The organism is Bradyrhizobium sp. 44 (genome assembly GCF_023073095.1).
Classification (GTDB): domain Bacteria; phylum Pseudomonadota; class Alphaproteobacteria; order Rhizobiales; family Xanthobacteraceae; genus Bradyrhizobium.
The window spans coordinates 420,694-441,438 of the sequence record NZ_JADPIY010000014.1; the positions used below are offsets into that span (position 1 = coordinate 420,694).

General features: G+C 63.9%; 17 protein-coding genes. 12 read left to right on the plus strand and 5 right to left on the minus strand.

What is annotated here, in order from left to right; all coding sequences use genetic code 11:
- Positions 1 to 193 precede the first annotated feature (193 nt).
- Together IVB41_RS12895 and IVB41_RS12900 are read left to right on the plus strand one after the other, a co-directional pair.
- Positions 194 to 709: a hypothetical protein gene (locus IVB41_RS12895; RefSeq protein ID WP_247431614.1), complete on the plus strand. Its 516-nt coding sequence runs from the start codon at positions 194 to 196 to the stop codon at positions 707 to 709.
- 8 nt (positions 710 to 717) lie between these two features.
- A complete protein-coding gene (locus IVB41_RS12900) occupies positions 718 to 1,392 on the plus strand; it encodes a class I SAM-dependent methyltransferase (RefSeq protein ID WP_247431617.1) in 675 nt (224 codons plus the stop codon).
- 3 nt (positions 1,393 to 1,395) lie between these two features.
- Here the strand turns inward: IVB41_RS12900 and IVB41_RS12905 are convergent, their stop codons facing one another.
- Positions 1,396 to 4,587: an adenylate/guanylate cyclase domain-containing protein gene (locus IVB41_RS12905; RefSeq protein ID WP_247431620.1), complete on the minus strand. Its 3,192-nt coding sequence runs from the start codon at positions 4,585 to 4,587 to the stop codon at positions 1,396 to 1,398.
- 223 nt (positions 4,588 to 4,810) lie between these two features.
- Positions 4,811 to 5,212, minus strand: a complete 402-nt coding sequence (locus IVB41_RS12910) for a DUF1330 domain-containing protein (protein ID WP_247431623.1) — start codon at positions 5,210 to 5,212, stop codon at positions 4,811 to 4,813.
- Between the two features lie 93 nt (positions 5,213 to 5,305).
- Between IVB41_RS12910 and IVB41_RS12915 the strand changes: the two genes are divergently transcribed.
- Positions 5,306 to 6,241 carry a DMT family transporter gene (locus IVB41_RS12915; RefSeq protein WP_007614154.1) on the plus strand — a complete coding sequence of 312 codons (936 nt, stop codon included), beginning with the start codon at positions 5,306 to 5,308 and terminating at the stop codon, positions 6,239 to 6,241.
- Between the two features lie 97 nt (positions 6,242 to 6,338).
- The gene (locus IVB41_RS12920) at positions 6,339 to 7,316 is read left to right on the plus strand and encodes a tripartite tricarboxylate transporter substrate binding protein (protein WP_247431626.1); all 978 of its coding nucleotides are present in this window, start codon (positions 6,339 to 6,341) and stop codon (positions 7,314 to 7,316) included.
- A gap of 120 nt (positions 7,317 to 7,436) precedes the next feature.
- On the opposite strand, the gene IVB41_RS12925 is transcribed toward IVB41_RS12920, so the two are convergent.
- Positions 7,437 to 9,122, minus strand: a complete 1,686-nt coding sequence (locus tag IVB41_RS12925; protein WP_247431629.1) for a methyl-accepting chemotaxis protein — start codon at positions 9,120 to 9,122, stop codon at positions 7,437 to 7,439.
- Between the two features lie 252 nt (positions 9,123 to 9,374).
- Here IVB41_RS12925 and IVB41_RS12930 point away from each other — a divergent pair, with 252 nt between their 5' ends.
- The 8 genes from IVB41_RS12930 to IVB41_RS12965 all read left to right on the plus strand — a co-directional run bounded on the left by IVB41_RS12930 (position 9,375) and on the right by IVB41_RS12965 (position 17,894).
- Positions 9,375 to 10,418: a C-terminal binding protein gene (locus IVB41_RS12930; RefSeq protein ID WP_247431631.1), complete on the plus strand. Its 1,044-nt coding sequence runs from the start codon at positions 9,375 to 9,377 to the stop codon at positions 10,416 to 10,418.
- Between the two features lie 88 nt (positions 10,419 to 10,506).
- On the plus strand, positions 10,507 to 11,850 hold the full coding sequence (locus IVB41_RS12935) for an ABC transporter substrate-binding protein (RefSeq protein ID WP_247431634.1): 1,344 nt from the start codon (positions 10,507 to 10,509) through the stop codon (positions 11,848 to 11,850).
- A 136-nt stretch (positions 11,851 to 11,986) separates the two neighbouring features.
- Entirely contained in the window at positions 11,987 to 12,943 is a 957-nt protein-coding gene (locus IVB41_RS12940; protein ID WP_247431637.1) for a carbohydrate ABC transporter permease, read from the plus strand.
- Entirely contained in the window at positions 12,936 to 13,832 is an 897-nt protein-coding gene (locus tag IVB41_RS12945; protein ID WP_027519957.1) for a carbohydrate ABC transporter permease, read from the plus strand. Before IVB41_RS12940 ends, IVB41_RS12945 begins: the two co-directional genes overlap by 8 nt.
- 133 nt (positions 13,833 to 13,965) lie before the next feature.
- Positions 13,966 to 14,934, plus strand: coding sequence for an MBL fold metallo-hydrolase (locus IVB41_RS12950; protein ID WP_247431640.1), 969 nt, complete (start codon positions 13,966 to 13,968; stop codon positions 14,932 to 14,934).
- 48 nt (positions 14,935 to 14,982) lie between these two features.
- Positions 14,983 to 15,987 (plus strand): alpha/beta fold hydrolase, encoded by a 1,005-nt coding sequence (locus tag IVB41_RS12955; protein ID WP_247287642.1) that lies wholly within the window; start codon positions 14,983 to 14,985, stop codon positions 15,985 to 15,987.
- Between the two features lie 20 nt (positions 15,988 to 16,007).
- A complete protein-coding gene (locus IVB41_RS12960) occupies positions 16,008 to 16,454 on the plus strand; it encodes a DUF6130 family protein (protein WP_247431643.1) in 447 nt (148 codons plus the stop codon).
- An 84-nt stretch (positions 16,455 to 16,538) separates the two neighbouring features.
- On the plus strand, positions 16,539 to 17,894 hold the full coding sequence (locus IVB41_RS12965; RefSeq protein ID WP_247431645.1) for an esterase-like activity of phytase family protein: 1,356 nt from the start codon (positions 16,539 to 16,541) through the stop codon (positions 17,892 to 17,894).
- 190 nt (positions 17,895 to 18,084) lie between these two features.
- Here the strand turns inward: IVB41_RS12965 and IVB41_RS12970 are convergent, their stop codons facing one another.
- Both IVB41_RS12970 and IVB41_RS12975 read right to left on the minus strand, forming a co-directional pair.
- The gene (locus IVB41_RS12970) at positions 18,085 to 19,761 is read right to left on the minus strand and encodes a mucoidy inhibitor MuiA family protein (RefSeq protein WP_247431648.1); all 1,677 of its coding nucleotides are present in this window, start codon (positions 19,759 to 19,761) and stop codon (positions 18,085 to 18,087) included.
- Between the two features lie 167 nt (positions 19,762 to 19,928).
- Complete coding sequence (locus IVB41_RS12975) at positions 19,929 to 20,549, minus strand: response regulator transcription factor (RefSeq protein WP_247431651.1); 621 nt, start codon at positions 20,547 to 20,549, stop codon at positions 19,929 to 19,931.
- Between the last annotated feature and the right edge of the window lie 196 nt (positions 20,550 to 20,745).

The window sequence follows — 20,745 nt, forward strand, 5'->3', positions numbered from 1 at the left end:
TGCCGCCTGATGCAGACCGCGTGGCGCGCCGCTGTTGATGGGTTGATACTGGAGAGGCAGAAAGCGCACTGAGCGGAAGAAGTGAGCTCACGAGCGTCCCGCTTTCCTTGCAATTTGTCCGGGACCAAGGTTCAATGTCCCGATTGCTGGCTTCCCGATCCAATAACCCAACTGTAATTGCAGGGAGAGTGATATGGGCGCATTGATGGCCGAGGACGATATCTATATCGGCCCGCTGTTCGATCTGTTCAATTTGAGATTTGGTCCCGAGCAGAAAGATATCGAACTGACCGCCGGGGGCGTGTCCGAAATCAAGGCCCTGCAGGACGAATTCGAAATCTTCCAGGAAGGACGGCCGTTCCTCGAGAGCGCAAAGCTCCTCGGATTGGGCGGCCTCAACAACAACCGTGCAAAGAACCGATGGTACAGTGTGCTGGCCTGGCTGGCCAAGGTCCCCTCTGACCAGGACGGCGAAACGGGCGACCAGCGCATCGTGAACGCATTGATCAAGAACTTTGCGCGCAAATCGCCGCTGCCTTGCTTCATGAAGGCCCATGATTCCCGCGATACCGGCGGCTACGGCCTGCGGGTCGTGGTTCGCGAGGACAAGCCGGTCTTCTACATCGAGCGAACGTACCTCACGATCTCGGTGCCGATGGCGCCCAAGGTCCCGCCTGGAGGCAAGGGCAAGAAGAAGTCGAAGAAATAGGCGGGCTGATGCGCGCCGCCGTTGTCGCGAGCGAGCTTGCCTCTCCCCGCGCCGGAGACCTGAGCCAGATTTACAGCGGCATCGCCGCCTATTATTCGGCGAAGGTCGCACGCTTCGGCGCGACGCCGAACGGCGTCGACTGGACCTGCCAGGCCACGCAGGAGATGCGCTTCGTCCAGCTCCTGAAGTTGTGCGACTTCGCATCGCCTTTCTCGCTGAACGATCTCGGTTGCGGCTATGGCGCGCTGATCGCCTATCTCGGCCGCCGGCATGGCGGCTGCGCGGTGGACTATCTCGGTATCGACGTCTCGGAGCCGATGGTTCGGCGGGCGCGGCGGCTTTGGCGGAACCGCGGCAACACCTCGTTCGCCATCGGCCATAGCAGCCCCCGGACGGCCGACTACGCGGTCGCCAGCGGCATCTTCAACGTTGCGCAGGATCAGACGCAGCACGACTGGGAGCAGTTCATCGCGGCGAGCCTCGATGATCTTCATCGCACCACCAGGCGCGGCTTCGCAGTCAACTTCATGAAGCGGCCAGAAAGCGCGCCTGCCCGCCGAGGCCTCTACACCACCGACACCGCATCCTGGGCTCGCTACTGTGCTAGCCGGTTCAATGCCATTGCAGAGGTGCACGACGGCTATGGATTGATGGAGTTCACGCTCATCGTGCGGAAACTCTAGCCTTCACGCGCCGACCGACAGCCGTCGTCGAGTCTCCTCCAGCAGCCGCCGGTAAATGCCCGCCCCCGTCAGCTCGATCAGGGCCTCGGCCCGATCGACGAGGAGGGCCACCTCGCCGAGGTGATCCGGCTTGTTGCTCGCCGCCAGCGCGGCGGCGAGCGCGATGGTGGCGCGGCATTCCGGCAGCCGGGCGTGCCGTTCCTGCGCCACCGCGATCGCTTCCCGCGCCTTGTCGACGGCCGCGGCGTGGGCGCCGGAACGAAGCTGATAGTCGGCGATGCTCGCAAGCATCTCTGGTTCGATTTCCATGGCCACGCGCGCCGCGCGCACGAACTCGACGCCCTCCGTCAACGACAGGATTGCGGCGTGATAGTTCTGCGCGATGCCCTGCGCCGTGCCGATGCAGGCAAGCGAATAGGCGCGCAAATAGGGACTGGCCTGGCGCGTCGCCAGTTCGATCACGCGCCAGGCATGGGTGGAGGCCATCGCGGAATCGTCAAGGCACCAGGCCAGATCGACAGACCCAAGATGGGCGATGAACTGCACCGTCGGATCGATCAGCGTCGGATCGATGGCGAGAATTCGATCGAAGCACCGCCGCGCCTCGTCGAAACGGGCGAGACGAACGAGGATTCGGCCGCGGAGGCCGAAGATCCAGTGCTCGACATTGTAGCCAAGGAACTGGTGCTCGAAGTCGGTGATGCCAGGAACGCCGGCGAGCGCCGCATCACTCGCCGCCAGGGCTTCGCGCAAAAGGCCGGCCCAGCCGTAGGCTTGGCTGAGCGAGGCATTGAGCGTCGCGGCGCGGCTGGTAAGCTGTCGCGATTCCGTCAGCGCCAAGGCTTCCCTGACGGTGTTGACGTAAGCATCGGCTTGCCCGCCGCTCGCACCCGCGATCCGTCCTTCGACGAACAGCAGGAGCGGGATCATGGAATCGTCGATCTCCTGCGCCCATTCCAACGCTTCCTGAATGAAGGGTTTTGCGTCCTCCGACGTCATGCCCTCGCGCCAGCCTAGCCAAGCGATCTGGCTGCTGGCCGCGATCCTGAGCACATCGCCCGCCAGACTACGCTTCTGTCCCCCCTTCAGCGCGCGCACCTTGTGCCAATGCCGAATCGCTTCTGCCGGACTGGTCGAGCCGATCCAGCGCGCGGCGCGCGCGGCGTATTCGGCGGCGGCGTCGATCTCGCCGGCCTGCTCGAAATGGTGCGACAGGAGCGCTGAAAACTCCTCGAGCCGCTCCGGATAAAATTGCTCGATCGCGCGCGCCACCCGCGCGTGCAGAAGGCTGCGCCGCGCGCGGAGCTGGGTGGAGTAGGCGATCTCCTGAATCAGGGGATGGCGAAAGCTATAGCCTTGGCCGTCCTCGCCGCTGCGCGCCTGGAGCATCTCGCCGGAACAGAGCCGGGCCAGCGTCGCCTCGAGCTCGGCAGCGGACGCGCTGGCGACGCTCTGCAGCACCGCGAGCTGAAACTCCTTGCCGATGATCGCGGCCGTGTGCAGGAGGTCGCGATCGCCGGGCGCCAGCCGATCAATCCGCGCTCCGATCACGGCCTGCACGGTCGGCGGCAGCACGTCGGAGACACCAGAAATGCCGCGCCGATAACCGCCCTGCTCGCCAACGATGGCCAGATGCTCGACCAGGGAACGGATCAGCTCCTCAGCGAAGAACGGGTTGCCGCCGCTGCGCTCGGCGACGCGCCGTCGTACCTCGGACAGCTCGTCCCCCGGCCCGAGCAGCTCGTTGACGAGATCGTCGGTATCCGTCGGCGAGAGCTCGGCGAGCTCGATCTGCTGGTACAGCGGCTCGCGCATCCAAGGCGCGAAATAGGCCGGTCGGAAATTCACGATCAGGACCGTCTTGGTGGAGATCACCGCGTCAACGAGCGTTGCGACGAATTCCTCGCTCGCCTGATCGAGCCAATGCAGGTCCTCGATGATGATCACCGACGCCGACGCGCCGCGCTGGCGAATCATGTGCCGGACGATGTCCAGCAGACGAACGTTGCGTGCGCGCGGACCAAGCCAGGAGGGTGGGCCCTGGACGTGCCTGATGCCGAGGAAATCGCAGACCAGCCAGAGGTCCGCCTCGAATGTAGAGCCGAGCTCGGCGAGGCGCGTGGCGATCTGCTTCACCGCCAGATCAGGCTCGTCGTCCGGTGAAACGTTGAAATAGGTCGAACGCAAGAACTCCAGCACCGGCTGCAGCGGCGTTGCCGTGCCATAGGGCTGCGCGCGGGCCTCGAACACCGGGATGTGGCGCGCGCGGCAATATTCAGCGAACTCGTAGCACAGCCGGCTCTTGCCGGTCCCCGGCGGGCCGACGATGCCGGTGACGCGCGAGCTGCCGATCTCCACCCCCGCCAACGTCCGCTGCAGCAGAGCCATCTCCCGCTCGCGCCCGCGGAACGTCGCCAAGGCGACACCGCGGAATTGCTGGCTAGCGACCGCCGGCTTGAGGTTCTTGAGAAGATACAGCTCGATCGGCTCCGGCACGCCGCGCAGGCGGTGACGGCCGAGCGGGCCGACGTCGCAGAACGAGCGCACCAGACGGTAGGTCTCGTCGGTCAGGCAAATCTCACCCGGTTCCGCCTTGGTCGGCAGCCGGCTCGCCAGATGGATGGTGAGCCCGTAAGCGCCGTGCTCGGTGACCGTGTCGACGAGCGGAGCATCCGCGACGATCTCGCCGGAATGCAGGCCGATGCGTACCGACATGGCATCGTCTCGCGCACGAAACGTGTCGCGGATCGCCAGCGCCGCCTCGCAAGCCAGCAGCGCGTGGCCCTCCTGCGCGCGCGGTGCGCCGAAGAAGGCGAGGATGCCGTCGCCGAGAGTTCGGACCACCGTGCCCTCGAACCGCTCCACGCCGTCGCACATGGAATCGAGCGCGGGCTTCAGACGCTGCATGGCATCTTCGGCGGTTAGGCCGGCAACGATCTCGGTCGAGCTAACGAGATCGGCAAACAGCACCGTCACCTGCTTCAGCTCGCCCCGAAGCGGCCTCGTCGAATGCGCCGCCGCTGCCGGGATTGATCGGCTCGCGGCATTCAGGGCCGCGCCGCAGGCCCCACAAAAACCCGAGCCGGGCGGGCTGAGATGATTGCAGGCGGAGCAGGCCATCGGCAGAGCCGAACCGCAGCCGTGACAGAAGCGATTGGTCGCCGGATTGTCACCGCCACAACTCTCACAGAGCATCTGATCCCCAACGAAGCAATAGTCGACCAGGAGGAAGCAGCACCGCAACGCGTTATGCCTAGCCTGCAATGCCGGTCATCCGCGCTCACCGGCCAAAGGCACCATCTTTGGCACCCTCAGGCAACCGAATAGTTCACATTGGGCGCGCAACTGCGTCGAAGTCGCGCCCAAAGGTTGCAAAAAACATCGAAACACGCACACTTAGTCCGTGAGTCCGGCAGGATCAGCCGGCGCTGAATTTACTGTAGGCTTGCTCCGTCGCAACGATCACATGCTCGGCGCAGGCGTTGCGCCGGTGCGGATCGGCGTCACGCTCGTAGGCCTCCGACTTCATCATGTCGAGGAAGGCCGCGATGCTCGGATAGTAGACCAGCGCCACGAAGTCCCAGTCGTTGCCATCGTGCGGGCCGAGCGCGACCGTCTTGGCGTCGCCGGTCCAGAGCAGCGTGCCGCCGCGCGCCTTGATCATCGGCACTGTGACGGCACTGTAGCGCAAATAGGCGTCCCAGCCGGAACCGTCGCCGTCGCCCGAGCGCGCGTGGAAGCGCATCAGGTTCAGCATCACCACCGGTGCATGCCGATCGAGCCGCTCCAGGCCGCCGATGTTCAACATATTAACCGCCAATGCCGCCTCCTCTGGTCACGCCTGCATTGTAGCATTGCGGCCGCGTGACTTGTGTCACGACGTAAATCCGGCGCAAGCTCGCATCCAACGCCAATGACGATCGCCTCGCCCGCGCCACCGGCCTCCAATCCGGCCAGTTGGCTCAACAACCAGCCTTATCTGCTGCTCAGCCTGAGCTCGCTGTTCTGGGCCGGCAACATCGTGCTCGCGCGCCATGTCGGCGCGCATGTGCCGCCGCTGACGGTGACCACGATCCGCTGGTTCGGCGTGTTCCTGATCCTCCTGCCGTTCGCCTGGCCGCACCTGAAGCGCGACTGGCCGAATCTGCGCAAGAGCCTGCCGCTGATGCTGTTCCTGTCGCTGGTGGGCTTTGCCTTCAACAATGCGATCTCGTACTGGGCGATGCAGTACACGGAGGCGCTGAACGCGCTGCTGATCCAGTCGGCCGGACCGCTGTTCGTGGCGCTGTGGTCGCTGGTGCTGTTCGGTGTACGGCTGACCGGTGCGCAGCTCGCCGGCATCGGGATCTCGCTTCTCGGCGTGCTGATCATCATCCTGCGCGGCGATCTCGCCGCGCTCGCGAGCATCAGCTTCAACAGGGGCGACATCATGTTCGCCTCCTCGCTGGTGGCGTTCGGAATCTACTCTGCCTTCATCCCGCGCCGACCGAAGATCCACCAACTCTCCTTTCTCTCCTTCACCACCTGCTGCGGCGCGACGATGCTGCTGCCGACCGCGATCTGGGAGGCCTGGAGCGGCCGCGTCCTGCAACTCGACGGCGTGACGCTGGCGACGCTGGGCTACATCCTGATCTTTCCCTCGACGCTGGCCTATTTGTTCTTCAACCGGGGCGTGGCGCTGATCGGCCCGAACCGCGCCGCGCCGTTCTTCCATCTGGTGCCGGTGTTCGGCTCGGCGATGGCGATCCTGCTGCTCGGCGAAAAGATCCAGCCATTCCACCTGATCGGCTACCTGCTGGTGCTCGCCGGCGTCGTGATCGCCTCGCGCCAGGGCTCTGCGGTGAAGTAATTCCGCACCGCGAGACGAGGCGACAAACTCGCGCCTTCCGATTTCGACGAGGAGACGCTAGGTTCCGCGCCAACGAAAAAAGAGGGAACGACCAGACATGCTTTCAGCGTTGATCCGAAACCTGCGTGCCATCGGCACGGCCGCCCTTTGTCTCGCCGCCGCATCCGCGGTGCAGGCCGACAACTATCCGAGCCGCAACATCACGCTGGTGCTGCCGTTCGCGGCCGGCAGCGGCACCGACACCACGACGCGGCTGATCTCGCAGCATTTGTCGCAGGCACTCGGCGTCGGCATCGTCATCGAGAACAAGGCGGGCGCCAACGGCATGATTGCCGCCACCTATGTCGCGCGCGCCGCGCCCGACGGCTACACGCTGCTGGTGACCACCAACACCACGCATTCGGCCAATCCCTATCTGCTCAAAAGCCTGACCTATGATCCGGTCAAGGACTTCACCCCGATCGCGCGCACCGGCGACCTGCCCTTCATGCTGGTGATCCACCCGGAGGTGCCGGCCAAGACGGTCGGCGAGCTCATCGCGTACGGCAAGGCCAATCCGGGCAAGCTGAGCTACGCCTCGGGCTCGTCCTCGGCGATCGTCTCTGGCGCGACGTTTGCGCACAATGCCGGCCTCGACCTCCTGCACGTGCCCTACAAGAGCTCGCCGCCGGCGCTCAACGACGTCATGGGCGGCCGCGTCTCGATGATGTTCGTGGACATCCTGACCGGCCTGCCGCATGTCCAGGGCAACGCGCTACGCGCGCTCGCCGTCACGACAAAGGACCGCTCGTCACTGGTGCCGAACCTGCCCTCGATGCAGGAGGCCGGCGTGCCGGACTTCGACATCTCGTCGTGGCAGGGCTATTTCGGCCCCGCCGGCATGCCCAAGGAGATCGTGACGCGGCTCAACGCCGAGATCCGGAAGATCGTCGAGAAGCCGGAGATCAAGGCCCAGCTCGCCACCCTCGGCATGGACGCGTTTTCAGGCACGCCGGAGCAGCTCGGCACGTTCGTGAACGAACAGCTCGTGTTGTGGGAGAAACTGATCCGCGAGGCGGGGATCGAGAAGCAGTAGGACGGTCTCGTAGGCTGGGCAAAGAGAAGCGTGCCCACCGAGAAGTTACCGCGAACTCAAAAAGAAAAGGTGGGCACGACGCTTCGCGTCTTTGCCCACCTACGCATTCAGTGCAAGAACTTACGCCGCGCGCACCTTGGCGAGGAAGCCGTCGACTGCGCTGCGCAGCGCGCCGGACTGGCTGTCGAGCTCGCGGGCATTGGTGAGCACGTCGCTTGCCGCCGTGCCGGTCGCTTCCGCGGCGGAGGTGACGCTGCCGATATTGGCGTTGATCTCGTTCGATCCGGCTGCAACCGACTGGATGTTGCGGGCGATCTCGCGGGTTGCCTCGCCCTGCTGCTCGATCGATGCGGAAATGCCCGCGGTGATCTGGCTCATCTCGGCGATGGTCTGGGTGATGCCGCCGATGGCGGCGACGGCATCGCTGGTCGAGGTCTGCATCGCTGCGACCTGGGCGGAGATTTCCTCGGTGGCCTTGGCGGTCTGGTTGGCGAGCGCCTTGACTTCGGAAGCGACGACGGCGAAGCCGCGGCCGGATTCACCGGCGCGCGCCGCCTCGATGGTGGCGTTCAGCGCCAGCAGGTTGGTCTGTGCCGCGATCGAGTGGATCAGCTTGACCACCTCGCCGATCTTCTCGGCGCCGGTGGAGAGTTCCTGCACCGTGGCGTTGGTACGCTCGGCGTCGTTGACGGCGCGGCTCGCCACTTCGGTCGAGCGGGTGACCTGGCGGGAGATTTCCGCAACCGAGCTCGACAGCTCTTCGGCAGCGGCGGCAACCGTGCCGACATTGCCAGACGCTCTCTGCGACGCCGCGCCGACGGTCGCCGCACGCGAAGAGGCGTCGCTGGCGGTCGCGGTCATCGATTGAGCGGTGGCTTGCATGCCCGTCGCGGCCGAGGAGACCGAGCGGACGATGCCGTTGACGCTGCGTTCGAAATCGCTGGCGATACCCTCCATCGCGCTGCGACGTTCCGCCGCGACACGATCCTTCGCATCGGCTTCGGTCTTCTCGAGGTCGCGAATGCGCAGTGCGTTGTCCTTGAAGATCTGGACGGTCGACGCCATCGCGCCGACCTCGTCGCCACGGCCGACGCCGGGAATGTCACCCTCGAGCTTGCCCTCGGCGAGATCCTTCATGCGGGCGCCGAGCAGAACCAGCGGACCGCTGATGCTGCGGCCGAGCAGCCAGGCGACGCTTCCGGCGACGATGACGATGCCGAACATGGCGAGACCGAGCAGCCAGTAGACCGGGCCCATCTTTGCGTCGATGTCGTCGAGATAGGCGCCGGTGCCGAGATACATCTCGAGTTCGGGGACGGCCACCGCGTAGCCCATCTTCCGGATCAAGCCTTCCTGGCCCGGTTTCGCGTATTCATAGGTCAAAAGGATCGAACCGTTGGCCTTCGCGCCGTTCATCAGCTCCCAAGACAGTTTGCGGCCATTGGTGAGAACTTCCATGCGGTTGCTGCCGATCTGCTTCGGATCTGGCGCCAGCTGCGTGATACCGTCATAGGACGTTCCGAAGAGATAACCGGCGCCTTTGTCATAGGTCATCGCGTTGCCGTAGCGACGAAGATCAGCCATCGCGGCGTCCTTCGTCATCTCGCCCGCATCCACCCGCTTCTTCAGCGCCACCGCATAGTTGCGGCCCATGTCGACGATGGCCTTGGCCTGCTCGATGCGCGCGTTCACCATCTCCTGCTTCATCAGGTACCCGGAGAGGACCCCGGAAATGCACAAGCCGAACAAGGTGACGCCGACAAGGATGCCGAGCTTGGGGGCGATCTTCAGATTGCTCAATTTCACGGGATGCTCCGGCAACAAAGGGATAAGGACGCGCGAGTGAATCGATCGAAATCAAATTAACTTTTAGGGGGTGACCCCTTAGCAAGCTGTTACGGGGCGCCCCGTAAAAGCCCGGAGAAGACGTCGGACCAGTCGTATAAATTGCCTCAACGACAACCTGGAATTGTACGCGACATCCCAGATTTCGCGTAAAAGACGCAAAGGCCCGCGCGAAGGCCGGGTCACAACAAGAAACCAAATCGGGAGCAGGACATGCCGAAATACAGGATCGTGACGCCGAAGGGCGCGAGCTTCACGGTCGCGAGCAGCGATTATTCCTACGAGCGCGAGGCGCTCGATCCGATCGACGCCGAGATCGTCGAGGCGCCGGCCGATGAGGCCGGGTTCATCGCCGCCGCGAAGACAGCGGACGCCATCTACGCGAAGGGCATCCCGATCACCAAGACCATCATCGACGCGCTGGAGAGCTGCAAGGTCATTACGCTCGGCTCGGTCGGCGTCGACAGCGTCGACATCAAGGCCGCAACCGCGCGCGGCATTCCCGTCACCAACATCCCCGACACCTTCATCGAGGAGGTCGCCGACCACGCTATGATGCTGCTGCTCGCGGGCTTCCGCCGGCTGGTCGAGCAGGACCGGATGGTGCGCAGCGGCCGCTGGGCCGAGGGCCGGCCGGCGTTGTCGAAGATTCCGCGGCTGATGGGCCAGACGCTCGGCTTCATCTCGTTCGGGCGCGTGGCGCGTGCAGTTGCGAAACGCGCAGCTCCGTTCGGCCTGCGGATGATGGCCTACGATCCCTTCATCCAGGAAACGCTGATGTCCGACCACGGCGTGATTCCGGCGACGCTGAACGAGGTGTTGTCGCAATCCGACTTCCTCTCGATGCACGCCCCCGCCCGGCCCGAGGTGCATCACATGCTCACCGAGAAGCACTTCCGGCAGATGAAGAAGGGCTCGGTCTTCATCAACACAGGCCGCGGCGCCACCGTGGACGAGGAAAGCCTGATCAAGGCGCTTCAGGAGGGCTGGATCGCCCATGCCGCCCTCGATGTGCTGGAGAAGGAGCCGCCCTCGCACAACAATCCGCTGCTCGGCATGGAAAACGTCACCCTGACCGCCCATGTCGCCTCCGCCTCGGCACGGTTTGACGAGGCGCGCAAGCGCCGGGTGGGCTACGAATTGTCACTGGTGCTTCAGGGCATGTGGCCGGTAAGCTGCGTCAATCCGTCGGTGCTGCAAGACACCGCGCTCCGCCGCTGGCAGCCTGTCAGCATGGACCGCGGCCCGAACAGCTAGGCGGGACGGCCGCGAAGGCGCGCCGGCAACCGGAAAGACCCTTCACCGGCGATCAACGCCGGGAAGGGAAACACATAGGGAGGAACCGATGAGGAACGACATCACACGTCGTGATGCCTTGGCGCTGGGCCTGTCCGCTGCGGCAATCGCGGCAACCGGTGCTCCGGCGAATGCCCAATCCGCGATCAAGGCCGCGGACGTCCCCACACCGAAGCTGCCGATCGAGAAAGGCGCATCCCTGCGCATGCTGCGACCGGTACGTTTCGTCCAGGCCGACGAGGATGTGTTCCGCGCCAATGCAGCAAAATTCACCAAGGAAACGGGCGTCGAGGTCAAGGTCGACTTCGTCGGCTGGGAGGACATCAACCAGCAGACCGCGGTGACCTCGAATTCCGGCGCCGGTCCCGACATCATCATCGGTTTCTCCGACGCACCGCACATCTATCTCGACAAGCTGGTCGAGCTGACCGACGTCGCCGATTATCTCGGCAAGCGGTACGGCGGCTGGCTGCCGCTGGCGCAGCGCTACGGCAAGAAGAACAAGAGCCCCATTTGGATCGGGCTGCCGTTCGGAGCCACTGCGGGTCCCCTGATCTACCGCAAGTCGATCCTGCAATCGGTCGGCTTCGACAAGGTGCCGGAAGACCATGCCGGAATCCTCGACCTGTGCCAGAAGCTCCAGAAGGCCGGCAAGCCGGCGGGCTTCGCCCTCGGCAATGCCAAGGGGGACGGCAACGGGTTCGCAAGCTGGGCGCTATGGTCGCACAACGCAGCCCTGCTCGACGAAGAGGGCAACGTCATCATCAACAGCAAGGAGACGATCGCCGCGCTGAACTGGGTCAAGCAGCTCTACCCGACCTTCATCGCCGGCACGACGTCCTGGAATGACGTCAGCAACAACCGCGCCTACGCGGCGCAGGAGATCGCGCTGACCGCGAACGGCGTCTCGCTGTATTTCTCGCTGAAGAACGATCCGGCGACCAAGGCGATCGCCGACGACAGCGAGCATCAGTTGCTGCCGAAGGGCTTGGCCAAGGTCTCGCCGATGGCGGGCCTGACGCTGAACGCCATGGTGTTCAAGCACAGCCAGTACCCCAACGCCGCGAAGGCCTTCCTGCAATACATGCTGGAAAAGGACCAATACGAGCCTTGGCTCAACGCCAATTCCGGCTACTGGTCCCAGCCGCTGGCCGCCTATGCCGAGGCCGCCGTGTGGTCGCAGGACCCCAAGGTGAAGCTGTTCAAGGACACGATGAACAGCACCTATTACGACGGCTATGCGGGTCCGATCTCGACCGCGACCGGTGCCGTCAGCGCCGACTACGTGCTGATCCAGATGTTCGCATCCGTCGCGACCGGCGCTGCCACACCGGAAGCCGCGGCCGCGGAAGCGGAGCAGCGCTGCAAGCGGTACTTCCGGCGGCAGAAGTAACGCTGGACAGAAGCGCGTCATTGCGAGCGAAGCGAAGCAATCCAGCCTGTCTCCGCGGTTACGGCCTGGATTGCTTCGTCGCTTCGCTCCTCGCAATGACGGGCGTGGAGACTTTCACAGACAGGACAAAGACCCGATGTCCGTGACCACACTTCCCACTCTCGCCCTCGCACGACGGCAGCCCTCCTGGCTGGCGCGCCTGTTCGACTACAAGCCGTTCCTGATCGTGATGTGCCTCGCACCTGCGATCGGGCTGCTTACGGTGTTCCTGACCTATCCGCTGGGTCTTGGCATCTGGCTCGCCTTCACCGACACCACGATCGGCAGAAAAGGCGTCTTCGTGGGATTGGAGAACTTCCAGTATCTGCTCACCGATTCCCTATGGTGGAACGCGGTGTTCTACAGCGTGGTCTACACGGGGATCGCGACCTTCGGGAAGTTCGCGCTGGGCTTCTGGCTGGCACTGCTGCTCAACAACCATTTTCCGTTCAAGAGCCTGTTGCGTGCGATCATCCTGATGCCCTGGATCGTGCCGACGGTGCTCTCGGCGCTGGCGTTCTGGTGGATCTACGATCCGCAGTTCTCGATCATCTCCTACCTTCTGGTCGACGTGCTGCACTGGCGCACCACCAATATCGACTTCCTCGGCTCGCCCTGGCCGGCGCGCTTCTCGCTGATCGCCGCCAACATCTGGCGCGGCATTCCCTTCGTCGCGATCTCGCTGCTGGCGGGCCTGCAGACCATCTCTCCCTCGCTCTACGAGGCGGCGATGCTGGATGGCGCCAGCGCCTGGCAGCGCTTCCGCTACATCACCTTCCCGATGATGATGCCGATCCTCGCCATCGTCATGACCTTCTCGATCATCTTCACTTTCACCGACTTCCAGCTCGTCTACGCCATCACCCGTGGCGGTCCGGGCAACTCGACCCATTTGCTGGCCACGCTAGCCTTCCAGCGCGGCATTGCCGGCGGCGAGCTCGGCGAGGGCGCGGCGATCGCGGTGTCGATGATCCCGTTCCTCGTGTTCGCAACGCTGTTCTCTTATTTCGGCCTGGCGCGCCGCAAATGGCAGCAGGGAGAGAGCAATGACTGATACCACCGCCCAGCCGGCCGCCGTCGCCACCACACCGCCGGACACCATGGCTTGGGATTCCGGGCTGCGGCGGCTGATGATGATCTACCTGCCGCTCGGTTGCTTCGTGCTGATCCTCTTGTTTCCGTTCTACTGGATGGCGATCACGTCGTTCAAGCCGAACGCGGAACTGATGAACTACAAGGAGCACAACCCGTTCTGGATCTCCTCGCCGACGTTGGCGCACATCAAGCACCTCTTGTTCAATACCGCCTATCCGCGCTGGCTATGGACGACGATGCTGGTTGCGGTCGGCGCGACCACGCTGTCGCTGATCGCGAGCACGCTGGCCGCCTACGCGATCGAGCGCCTGCGCTTCCGCGGCAGTCCTTATGTCGGCCTCGGCATCTATCTTGCCTATCTCGTGCCGCCGTCGATCCTGTTCATTCCACTCGCAACCGTGGTCGTGCAGTTCGGCCTGTTCGATTCACCCTTGGCACTGATCCTGGTCTACCCGACCTTCCTGGTGCCGTTCTGCACCTGGCTCCTGATCGGCTATTTCAAGTCGATCCCCTACGAGCTCGAGGAATGCGCGCTGGTGGACGGCGCCACCAGGCTCCAGATCCTACGCCGGATCACGCTGCCGCTGGCGGTGCCCGGCCTGATCTCGGCCGGCATCTTCTCCTTCACGCTGTCCTGGAACGAGTTCATCTACGCGCTCGCCTTCATCCAGAGCGGCGCCAACAAGACGGTGCCGGTCGCGATCCTGACCGAGCTCGTCACCGGCGACGTCTACCAATGGGGGGCGCTGATGGCGGGATCTCTGCTCGGCTCGCTGCCGGTTGCGATCTTCTACTCGCTGTTCGTCGATTACTACGTGTCGTCGCTGACGGGCGCGGTAAAGGAGTAATTCGTGGCTGCGCGCAAGCGCAGCCGATCGTGCTATCGTGATAGACCGCATGTTTCCTTGGCCCCACGCTCCATCCTGACAGCGGGGTCGATCATTGGCGCCGTCGATTGTCGCTCGAGAAAGCGAAAATTGCATGCGTTCGCCAAAGCTCCCATCATTATCTCGACGCGGTTTCTGCCTGTGTTGCGTCGGCGCCACGACCGCCGCCGCTTCGGGATGGCTTAGCCCTAGGGAAGCCTACGCAGAGGCGCGAGGCATCGTCAGCCTGATCAAGGACAGCGCTGCAGTATCGCCGATTGTCACGCACAAGCTCCGAAACAACATCACCGTGCTGGAAGGCTCCGGCGGCAACATTGCCGTGCTGACCGGGCCCGACGGCAAAGTGCTGATCGATGCGGGGATCCGCGTCTCACGTCCGCAACTCACCAAAGCGCTGGCTGATCTCGGCGCCGATCCCGTCACCCATCTCGTCAACACCCACTGGCATTTCGATCATGCCGATGGCAACGAATGGCTGCATGCAGCCGGCGCCAAGATCATTGCACAGGAAAATACCCGAAAGCACCTGCTCGAAGTCCAACGAGTCGAAGACTGGGACTACAATTTCCTTCCGCTCGGCGCGGGCGGAATCCCCAGCGAAGTCTTTGCCGACAGCCGCGAGCTTAAGCTCAACGGAAGCTCCATCGGCCTGAAGTATTACGGGCCCGCGCACACCGACAGCGACATCTCCGTCACCTTCGCAGAAGCCAACATCGTTCACGTCGCCGACATGTTCTGGAACGGCATCTATCCGTTTATCGACTATTCGACCGGTGGCAGCATCGACGGGATGATCGCTGCATGCGACGCCAATCTCGCGGCGATGGACAAGGACACGATCGTCATCGCCGGGCATGGCAAGCCGGTCGGCAACAAAGCCGAGTTCCAGGCCTTTCGCGACATGCTCGTCGGGATCCGCGACAACGTCGCCCGCCTCAAGAAGCAGGGACGAACGCGCGATGAAACCGTTGCGGCGAAGCCGACAGCGGCGTTCGACGCGATATGGGGGCAATTCGTGATCGATCCCGGCTTCTTCACCAGACTGGTCTACCAGGGCGTTTGAAAAAACCTCGCGGCCGTCGGCGAACTCATCGTTTTGAAAGGAAATAATATGAAAACCGCAGAGACCACACGCAAGCCATCGCTCCTCGATCGTCGGCGTCTCGTTCTTGGGTTGTCCGGAGCGGCTGTCGCAGTTGCTTCGACGGCAGCGTCCGCGAAGCCGGAGCGCGACGAACACACCGCCGGTGCCTATCCGGTCACCTATCATCGAACCAAGACCGTCGACGGGATCAAGATCTTCTATCGCGAGGCTGGTCCGAAGGACGCGCCGGTTGTGCTGTTGCTGCACGGCTTCCCGACCTCCTCGCACATGTTCCGCAACCTGATCCCGGCACTGGCCGACAAGTACCACGTGATCGCTCCCGACTATCCCGGATATGGCCAGAGCGAGATGCCACCGCGCGCGACATTCAAGTACACGTTCGACCGTTTCGGCGAGCTTGTCGGCGGCCTGCTCGACCAGCTCGGCGTCACCCGCTACGCGATGTACGTCATGGACTACGGCGCTCCCGTCGGCTGGCGCCTGGCGCTCAAAAATCCAGAGCGCATCAGCGGCCTGATCGTGCAGAACGGCAACGCCTATGACGAAGGGCTGAAGGAGTTCTGGAATCCGATCAAGCAATACTGGGCCGACGGATCCGATGCCAGTCGGCAGGCATTGATGAAGCTGGTAACGCTGGAAACGACGAAATTCCAGTACACCGACGGCATGTCCGACGTCAGCCGGATTTCACCCGACAACTGGGTGCAGGATCAGGCGCTGCTCGACCGTCCTGGCAACAGCGAAATCCAGATGGACCTGTTCTACGACTATCGGACCAATTTGCCGCTGTATCCCGCGGTGCAGGCCTACTTCCGCAAGCACAAGCCGCCGACCCTGATCGTCTGGGGCAAGAACGATTTCATCTTCCCGGCCGATGGCGCCCATCCCTACAAACGCGACCTGCCCCAAGTGGAATTTCACCTCATCAACACCGGCCATTTCGCGCTCGAGGACAAGTTCGACGAAATGGTCCCGTTAATTCGCAACTTCCTCTCCCGCAAGATCGCCTGATCATCCCGGAAGGAAACGGCATGTATGCCGCTCTCGACTGCGTGGCCGTTCTGGCGGCCTCCACCTTGTTCGCAGCAGCCGCCGTCGCCCAAACCGCCAGAGATGTGCGCGGCCCATCGCCACTGGTCGCGATCGAAAACGAGGCGCCTGCGCGGCTGATCGTCGATCCGCCGCTCGCCGAACAGTTGGCGCAGGGTCTCGTCTTCATCCAGTACACCACGGAGAATCTCCACGTCGTGCCGGTGTTTGGCAAGGGCGCGCTCGACGTATCGCCGCGCATCGGCCACGTCCATATTACAGTCGACGATGCGCCGTGGCATTTTGTCGATGCCAGCGGCGAGACCGTGATCGTGGTCGGACTGAAGCCCGGCCCCCACAAGGTCCTGCTGGAGCTGGCCGATCCCACGCACCATGTGATCGACAGCAAAGCCGTCAGCTTCGAGATTCCAACACCCCTGAAAAAATAGCTGTCGGCCGCGGCGTTTGGCCCGGTTTCACAAAACTGCAATGCGCGGTCCGCATAAGACGTCCTCCGTTAACAGGAGACGCACATGCGCGCGACTTTTCTTGGCACCGTCGCAACGATCATCCTCACCGCGAGCTCCGCGCTCGCGCAGAGCGAAGGCGAATTCCCCGCCAAGCTCGCCGGCCATTTGGTGATGCCGGCCGCCACGTTCATCGACGCGCCGGCTGATGCCCCGGCCGATCTCAAGACATCCGGCAAATACACCACCGGGAAGCGGGTCGACGCGCTCGGCACGGTGATGGGCAGGTCCTATGAGCGGGCGACCGGCGTGTCGCTGCCGTTCAAGGGCCAGCCGCTGCAGGGCCATTCCGGTATCAAGTCGATTGGGGACGGCACTTTCTGGGTCATCACCGACAACGGCATGGGCGCGCGCGCCAATTCGCCGGATTCGATGCTGTACCTCAACCGCTACAGGATGGATTGGGCCGGCGGCAAGATCGAGCGGCTGGAGACCGTGTTCCTGCACGATCCCGACAGACGCGTGCCGTTCCGCATCGTGCATGAAGACACCGAGAAGCGTTACCTCACCGGCTCCGACTTCGACACCGAAGGTTTCCAGATTATCGGCGACACCTTCTGGATCGGCGACGAGTTCGGCCCTTACATCCTGAAGGCCGACAAGACCGGCAAGATTCTAGCCGTATTCGAGACGGTCGCCGACGGCAAGCCGGTGCGCTCGCCGGATCATTGGGCGGTGGCGACCCCGGGCGCGCCGGGTGCGACCTACAGCAACGTCAACCTCCGACGCTCCAAGGGTTATGAGGGCTTCGCTTCCTCGAAAGACGGCAAGTTTCTCTACGGCCTGCTCGAGGGGCCGCTCTGGGATGCCGAGAAGAAGGACTGGGAGAAAGTCGACGGCAAGGAAGCCTCGCGCATCCTCGAATTCGACGTCGCCGCGGAAAAGTTCACCGGCCGCTACTGGCAGTATGTGTTCGAGCAGAACGGCAATGCCATCGGCGACTTCAACATGATCGACCCGGCGAGCGGCCTGATCATCGAGCGCGACAACGGCGAAGGCACGCCCGACAAGGCCTGCCCGCAAGGCAGCCGCGGCGAGAACTGCTTCCCCGACGTGGCGAAGTTCAAGCGCGTCTACAAGATCGAGCTCACCGAGGCCAATGTCGGCAAGCCCGTGCGCAAGATCGGCTACATCGACCTCCTGAAGATCAGGGATCCCGACAAGAAGGCGAAGAAGCCGCTCAATGACGGCGTCTACACCTTCCCGTTCTTCACCATCGAGAACGTCGATCGTGTCGACGAAACCCACATCATCGTCGGCAACGACAACAATCTGCCGTTCTCGTCCAGCCGCGATCCCAACAAGGCCGACGACGACGAGTTCATGCTGCTCGATGTCGCGGATTTCCTGAAGGCGAAGTGAGCTATGCTCTTTCAACACGGTCATCGCCCGGCTCGACCGGGCGATCCAGTAATCCGCGGCGCCAGGGATTAGATCGTGACGCTGCGGCGTACCGGATGCCCCGCCCCCGTGCGCAACTGCGCACTAGGCGGGGCATGACAGGGAGTGAGCGAGCGCGAGCTAAGACAGCATCGCACTTCGGCGCCGCCCATCAGCCCGCCGGCACGATCACCATGCTCTTGTCCTTCGGCCAGCGAACGCGCCAGGCGAAGTTGATGTCCTTGACCTCGCCGGGCTTGGCGTCGAACGACCATTCCAGGACGCCGCGCCGGTCGCGAATGTTGCTTGCGGTCGGCGGCGTGGTCGCAGGCAACATCTCGACGAGGATGTCCTCGTTCTCGCTGACCGGCAACTGATCCTCGATCGCGACCTTGATCGGGAAGTCGTGACCGTTGCGGATCGTCGTCTTGAACGATCGCTCGTCGGTCTTCGACGTCGTGACCAGGAGGCCTGCCGAACCTTCGTTGCGCTTGAGCACCGCGCGCTCGATCCGGACCTTGTCGTCGGCGCCGAAGCCGAGCCGCACGATATCGTCCTTGGCCGAAGCCGAGAGCTTGCCGCGGCCGACGAAAGTCCCGTCGCGATAGATTGCGACCTTGCCCGGCAGCAGGCTCGTGTCGTCGGTCTGCTTGAAGCCGGCTTCGAGGAACGCGGTGGGGTCCATCACCGGCGCCGCGCGCACCATGAGATCGGCGGGCACGGTCATCGAGGCGATGCGCAGGCTCTTGGCGCCCTCGGCGGCGCCGAGGCTGATGCGGCCGGGGATTTTGTAGGTGGCCTGGAAGTCGCCGATCTCGGCGACCGCCTGCTGTTCTTCGGCGCGCTCGCGGATATCGTCGGCCGCCTTGGCCGCCGATATTTCCATCTTTCGCTGCGGCATTGGCGCCGCTGCAGGCATTGCCGAATCCGAAACTGAGCCCAGCGCCCGCGGCCTCGGCACCTGCGGATATTGCGCGACCAGCGAATTCAGCTCCGGCGCGCTGCCGCCGCGGCCGATGCGGACCGTGGAGACGCCGAGCGCGACGTTCGACCAGTCCTCGCCGGTGGATTGCGTGACCTCGGCGCGGCGGACAAGCTCGAGCTGCGGTTTGCGATCCTTCGCGCCGGTGTCGAGCCGGGCGTCGTAGAGCGGCAGCCAGCGCGCATTGCGCACATTGTAGGTGACCCTCAACGTCGCCTTGGTTGCTGCCGGCGCGGCGATATCCATGCGGACTTCGAGCTTGCTCGGCGGCTTGGCCTTGCGCTCGACTTCGAACTGGGCGATCTGCCGATCGATCTCGCGCATCTTGCGCGTGGCGTCGCGAACGGCGGTGTCGGCGCTCGCAATTTCCTCGCCGACGGTGGCAAAGGCCGTGCGCCATTCGGCAATCGGCCGCGCCTCGCCCTTGTCGCCGATGCCGGCGGGGGAGGCTTCCGCAAAATGCTCCGCGAATTTGCGCCGCGCATTGGCCGAGTCGATCGCGCCTTGCAGGTCGGCTCGTTGGTCGGTCAGCGCCTCGATGCGCTTGTCCAGCTCCGGCAGATTGACCGGCGCCGCACGTGGCGTTCGCGCATCGATCGTGCCGATGGTGAGCTTCGCTCCTCCCTCACCCTCCACCCGGATCGAGGAGGTGTCGAGACCAAGCGGGAAGTCCTTGGCAACGAGCGTCGAGTCGCCAGACGGCAGGTCCACCGCGATGACGCGGGTTACGGTCGCGCCATCGGGGTAAACGGTGACGGTATCGATGGCCGACGTGGCGCCCAATTCGGCGGCCCATGACGACGACGCGAATGCCGTGGTCACCAGAACCAGGCTCGTCGTCGCCAAACATCTTGCGGTGATGCGCATCAAGTCCCTCCTCCAAGTCATCGCCGCCGCCAGCCGGACGCGCGATCCAATGCCTCGCCAACATGGTTGGACGCGGCAGGGAAGGAACTGGTTCGATTAGGGTTTCCGTGGGGCGCCGCCGCGGCGGCAGCAAGGCCCGGAACGTGTCGTCGGCCGCGACGGAGCCCTTAATCCTGAACGGACGAACCCTGCCCGAAGATGCGGCGGAGCAGATCGGTGACGTTCTTGGCGCCCGCCTTCCTCAGAATGCCGGCGCGATAGCCCTCGACCGTGCGTGCGCTCAGATGCATGCGCCGAGCGATCTCCTTGTTGGTCAGGCCGGCGGCGAGATGCTCGAGCACGTCGCCCTCTCGCGCGGTCAGGGGTTCGCAGCCGGGCAGCCAGCGCTGCCGGCTGGAGCCGGGCTGTGCGAACTCGTCGATGGCGGCATCGATCCGGTCGACGATGTCGCGGGTGCGGAACGGCTTCTCGATGAAGTCGGCCGCACCGCTCCTGATGGCATCAACCGCCATGGCGATGCTGCCGTTTGTCGCGGTCACCAGCACCGGCGCCATGCAGTTTTCCTCGCGCAGGCGCTTGAGCACGTCGAGACCGGAGCGATCGGGCGGCATCTCCAGCAGCACGCAGGCCGGCATCCGCGCCTTGGCCTCCGAGAGCAGAGACGCGCCGTCGGCGAAGCAGATCACGTTGTATGCGCTCTGTTGGAGCGCGGTGGACAATTGTTCGCGGGAGGCGGCATCGGTGTCGATGACGAATACCTCACCCTTGGAAAGCATGTTCCCCGGCATAATTCCGATCCAGCAATGTCTTTGGTCAAATGGTCCGAGACAGCAGCGGGGCCTCGTCGCGCCGCGCCGTCATATGCACGGCATTCACGCCCGTGCTTCGGTTTCACTTATGTATGTTCCACCCGGTTCCCGGATTTGACGGATCGGGACATAAACTTTACATTTCGGGACATCTGCGGGATGGCTGACAGGAACG

What these genes read in the sequence shown, in the direction of transcription:
- IVB41_RS12900 (WP_247431617.1), top strand. Translation starts at nt 718, where the DNA reads ATGCGCGCCGCCGTTGTCGCGAGCGAGCTTGCCTCTCCCCGCGCCGGA.
- IVB41_RS12895 (WP_247431614.1), top strand. Translation starts at nt 194, where the DNA reads ATGGGCGCATTGATGGCCGAGGACGATATCTATATCGGCCCGCTGTTC.
- IVB41_RS12915 (WP_007614154.1), top strand. Translation starts at nt 5,306, where the DNA reads ATGACGATCGCCTCGCCCGCGCCACCGGCCTCCAATCCGGCCAGTTGG.
- IVB41_RS12965 (WP_247431645.1), top strand. Translation starts at nt 16,539, where the DNA reads ATGCGCGCGACTTTTCTTGGCACCGTCGCAACGATCATCCTCACCGCG.
- IVB41_RS12930 (WP_247431631.1), top strand. Translation starts at nt 9,375, where the DNA reads ATGCCGAAATACAGGATCGTGACGCCGAAGGGCGCGAGCTTCACGGTC.
- IVB41_RS12935 (WP_247431634.1), top strand. Translation starts at nt 10,507, where the DNA reads ATGAGGAACGACATCACACGTCGTGATGCCTTGGCGCTGGGCCTGTCC.
- IVB41_RS12905 (WP_247431620.1), bottom strand. Translation starts at nt 4,587, where the DNA reads ATGCTCTGTGAGAGTTGTGGCGGTGACAATCCGGCGACCAATCGCTTC.
- IVB41_RS12920 (WP_247431626.1), top strand. Translation starts at nt 6,339, where the DNA reads ATGCTTTCAGCGTTGATCCGAAACCTGCGTGCCATCGGCACGGCCGCC.
- IVB41_RS12940 (WP_247431637.1), top strand. Translation starts at nt 11,987, where the DNA reads ATGTCCGTGACCACACTTCCCACTCTCGCCCTCGCACGACGGCAGCCC.
- IVB41_RS12960 (WP_247431643.1), top strand. Translation starts at nt 16,008, where the DNA reads ATGTATGCCGCTCTCGACTGCGTGGCCGTTCTGGCGGCCTCCACCTTG.
- IVB41_RS12945 (WP_027519957.1), top strand. Translation starts at nt 12,936, where the DNA reads ATGACTGATACCACCGCCCAGCCGGCCGCCGTCGCCACCACACCGCCG.
- IVB41_RS12975 (WP_247431651.1), bottom strand. Translation starts at nt 20,549, where the DNA reads ATGCCGGGGAACATGCTTTCCAAGGGTGAGGTATTCGTCATCGACACC.
- IVB41_RS12955 (WP_247287642.1), top strand. Translation starts at nt 14,983, where the DNA reads ATGAAAACCGCAGAGACCACACGCAAGCCATCGCTCCTCGATCGTCGG.
- IVB41_RS12970 (WP_247431648.1), bottom strand. Translation starts at nt 19,761, where the DNA reads ATGCGCATCACCGCAAGATGTTTGGCGACGACGAGCCTGGTTCTGGTG.
- IVB41_RS12950 (WP_247431640.1), top strand. Translation starts at nt 13,966, where the DNA reads ATGCGTTCGCCAAAGCTCCCATCATTATCTCGACGCGGTTTCTGCCTG.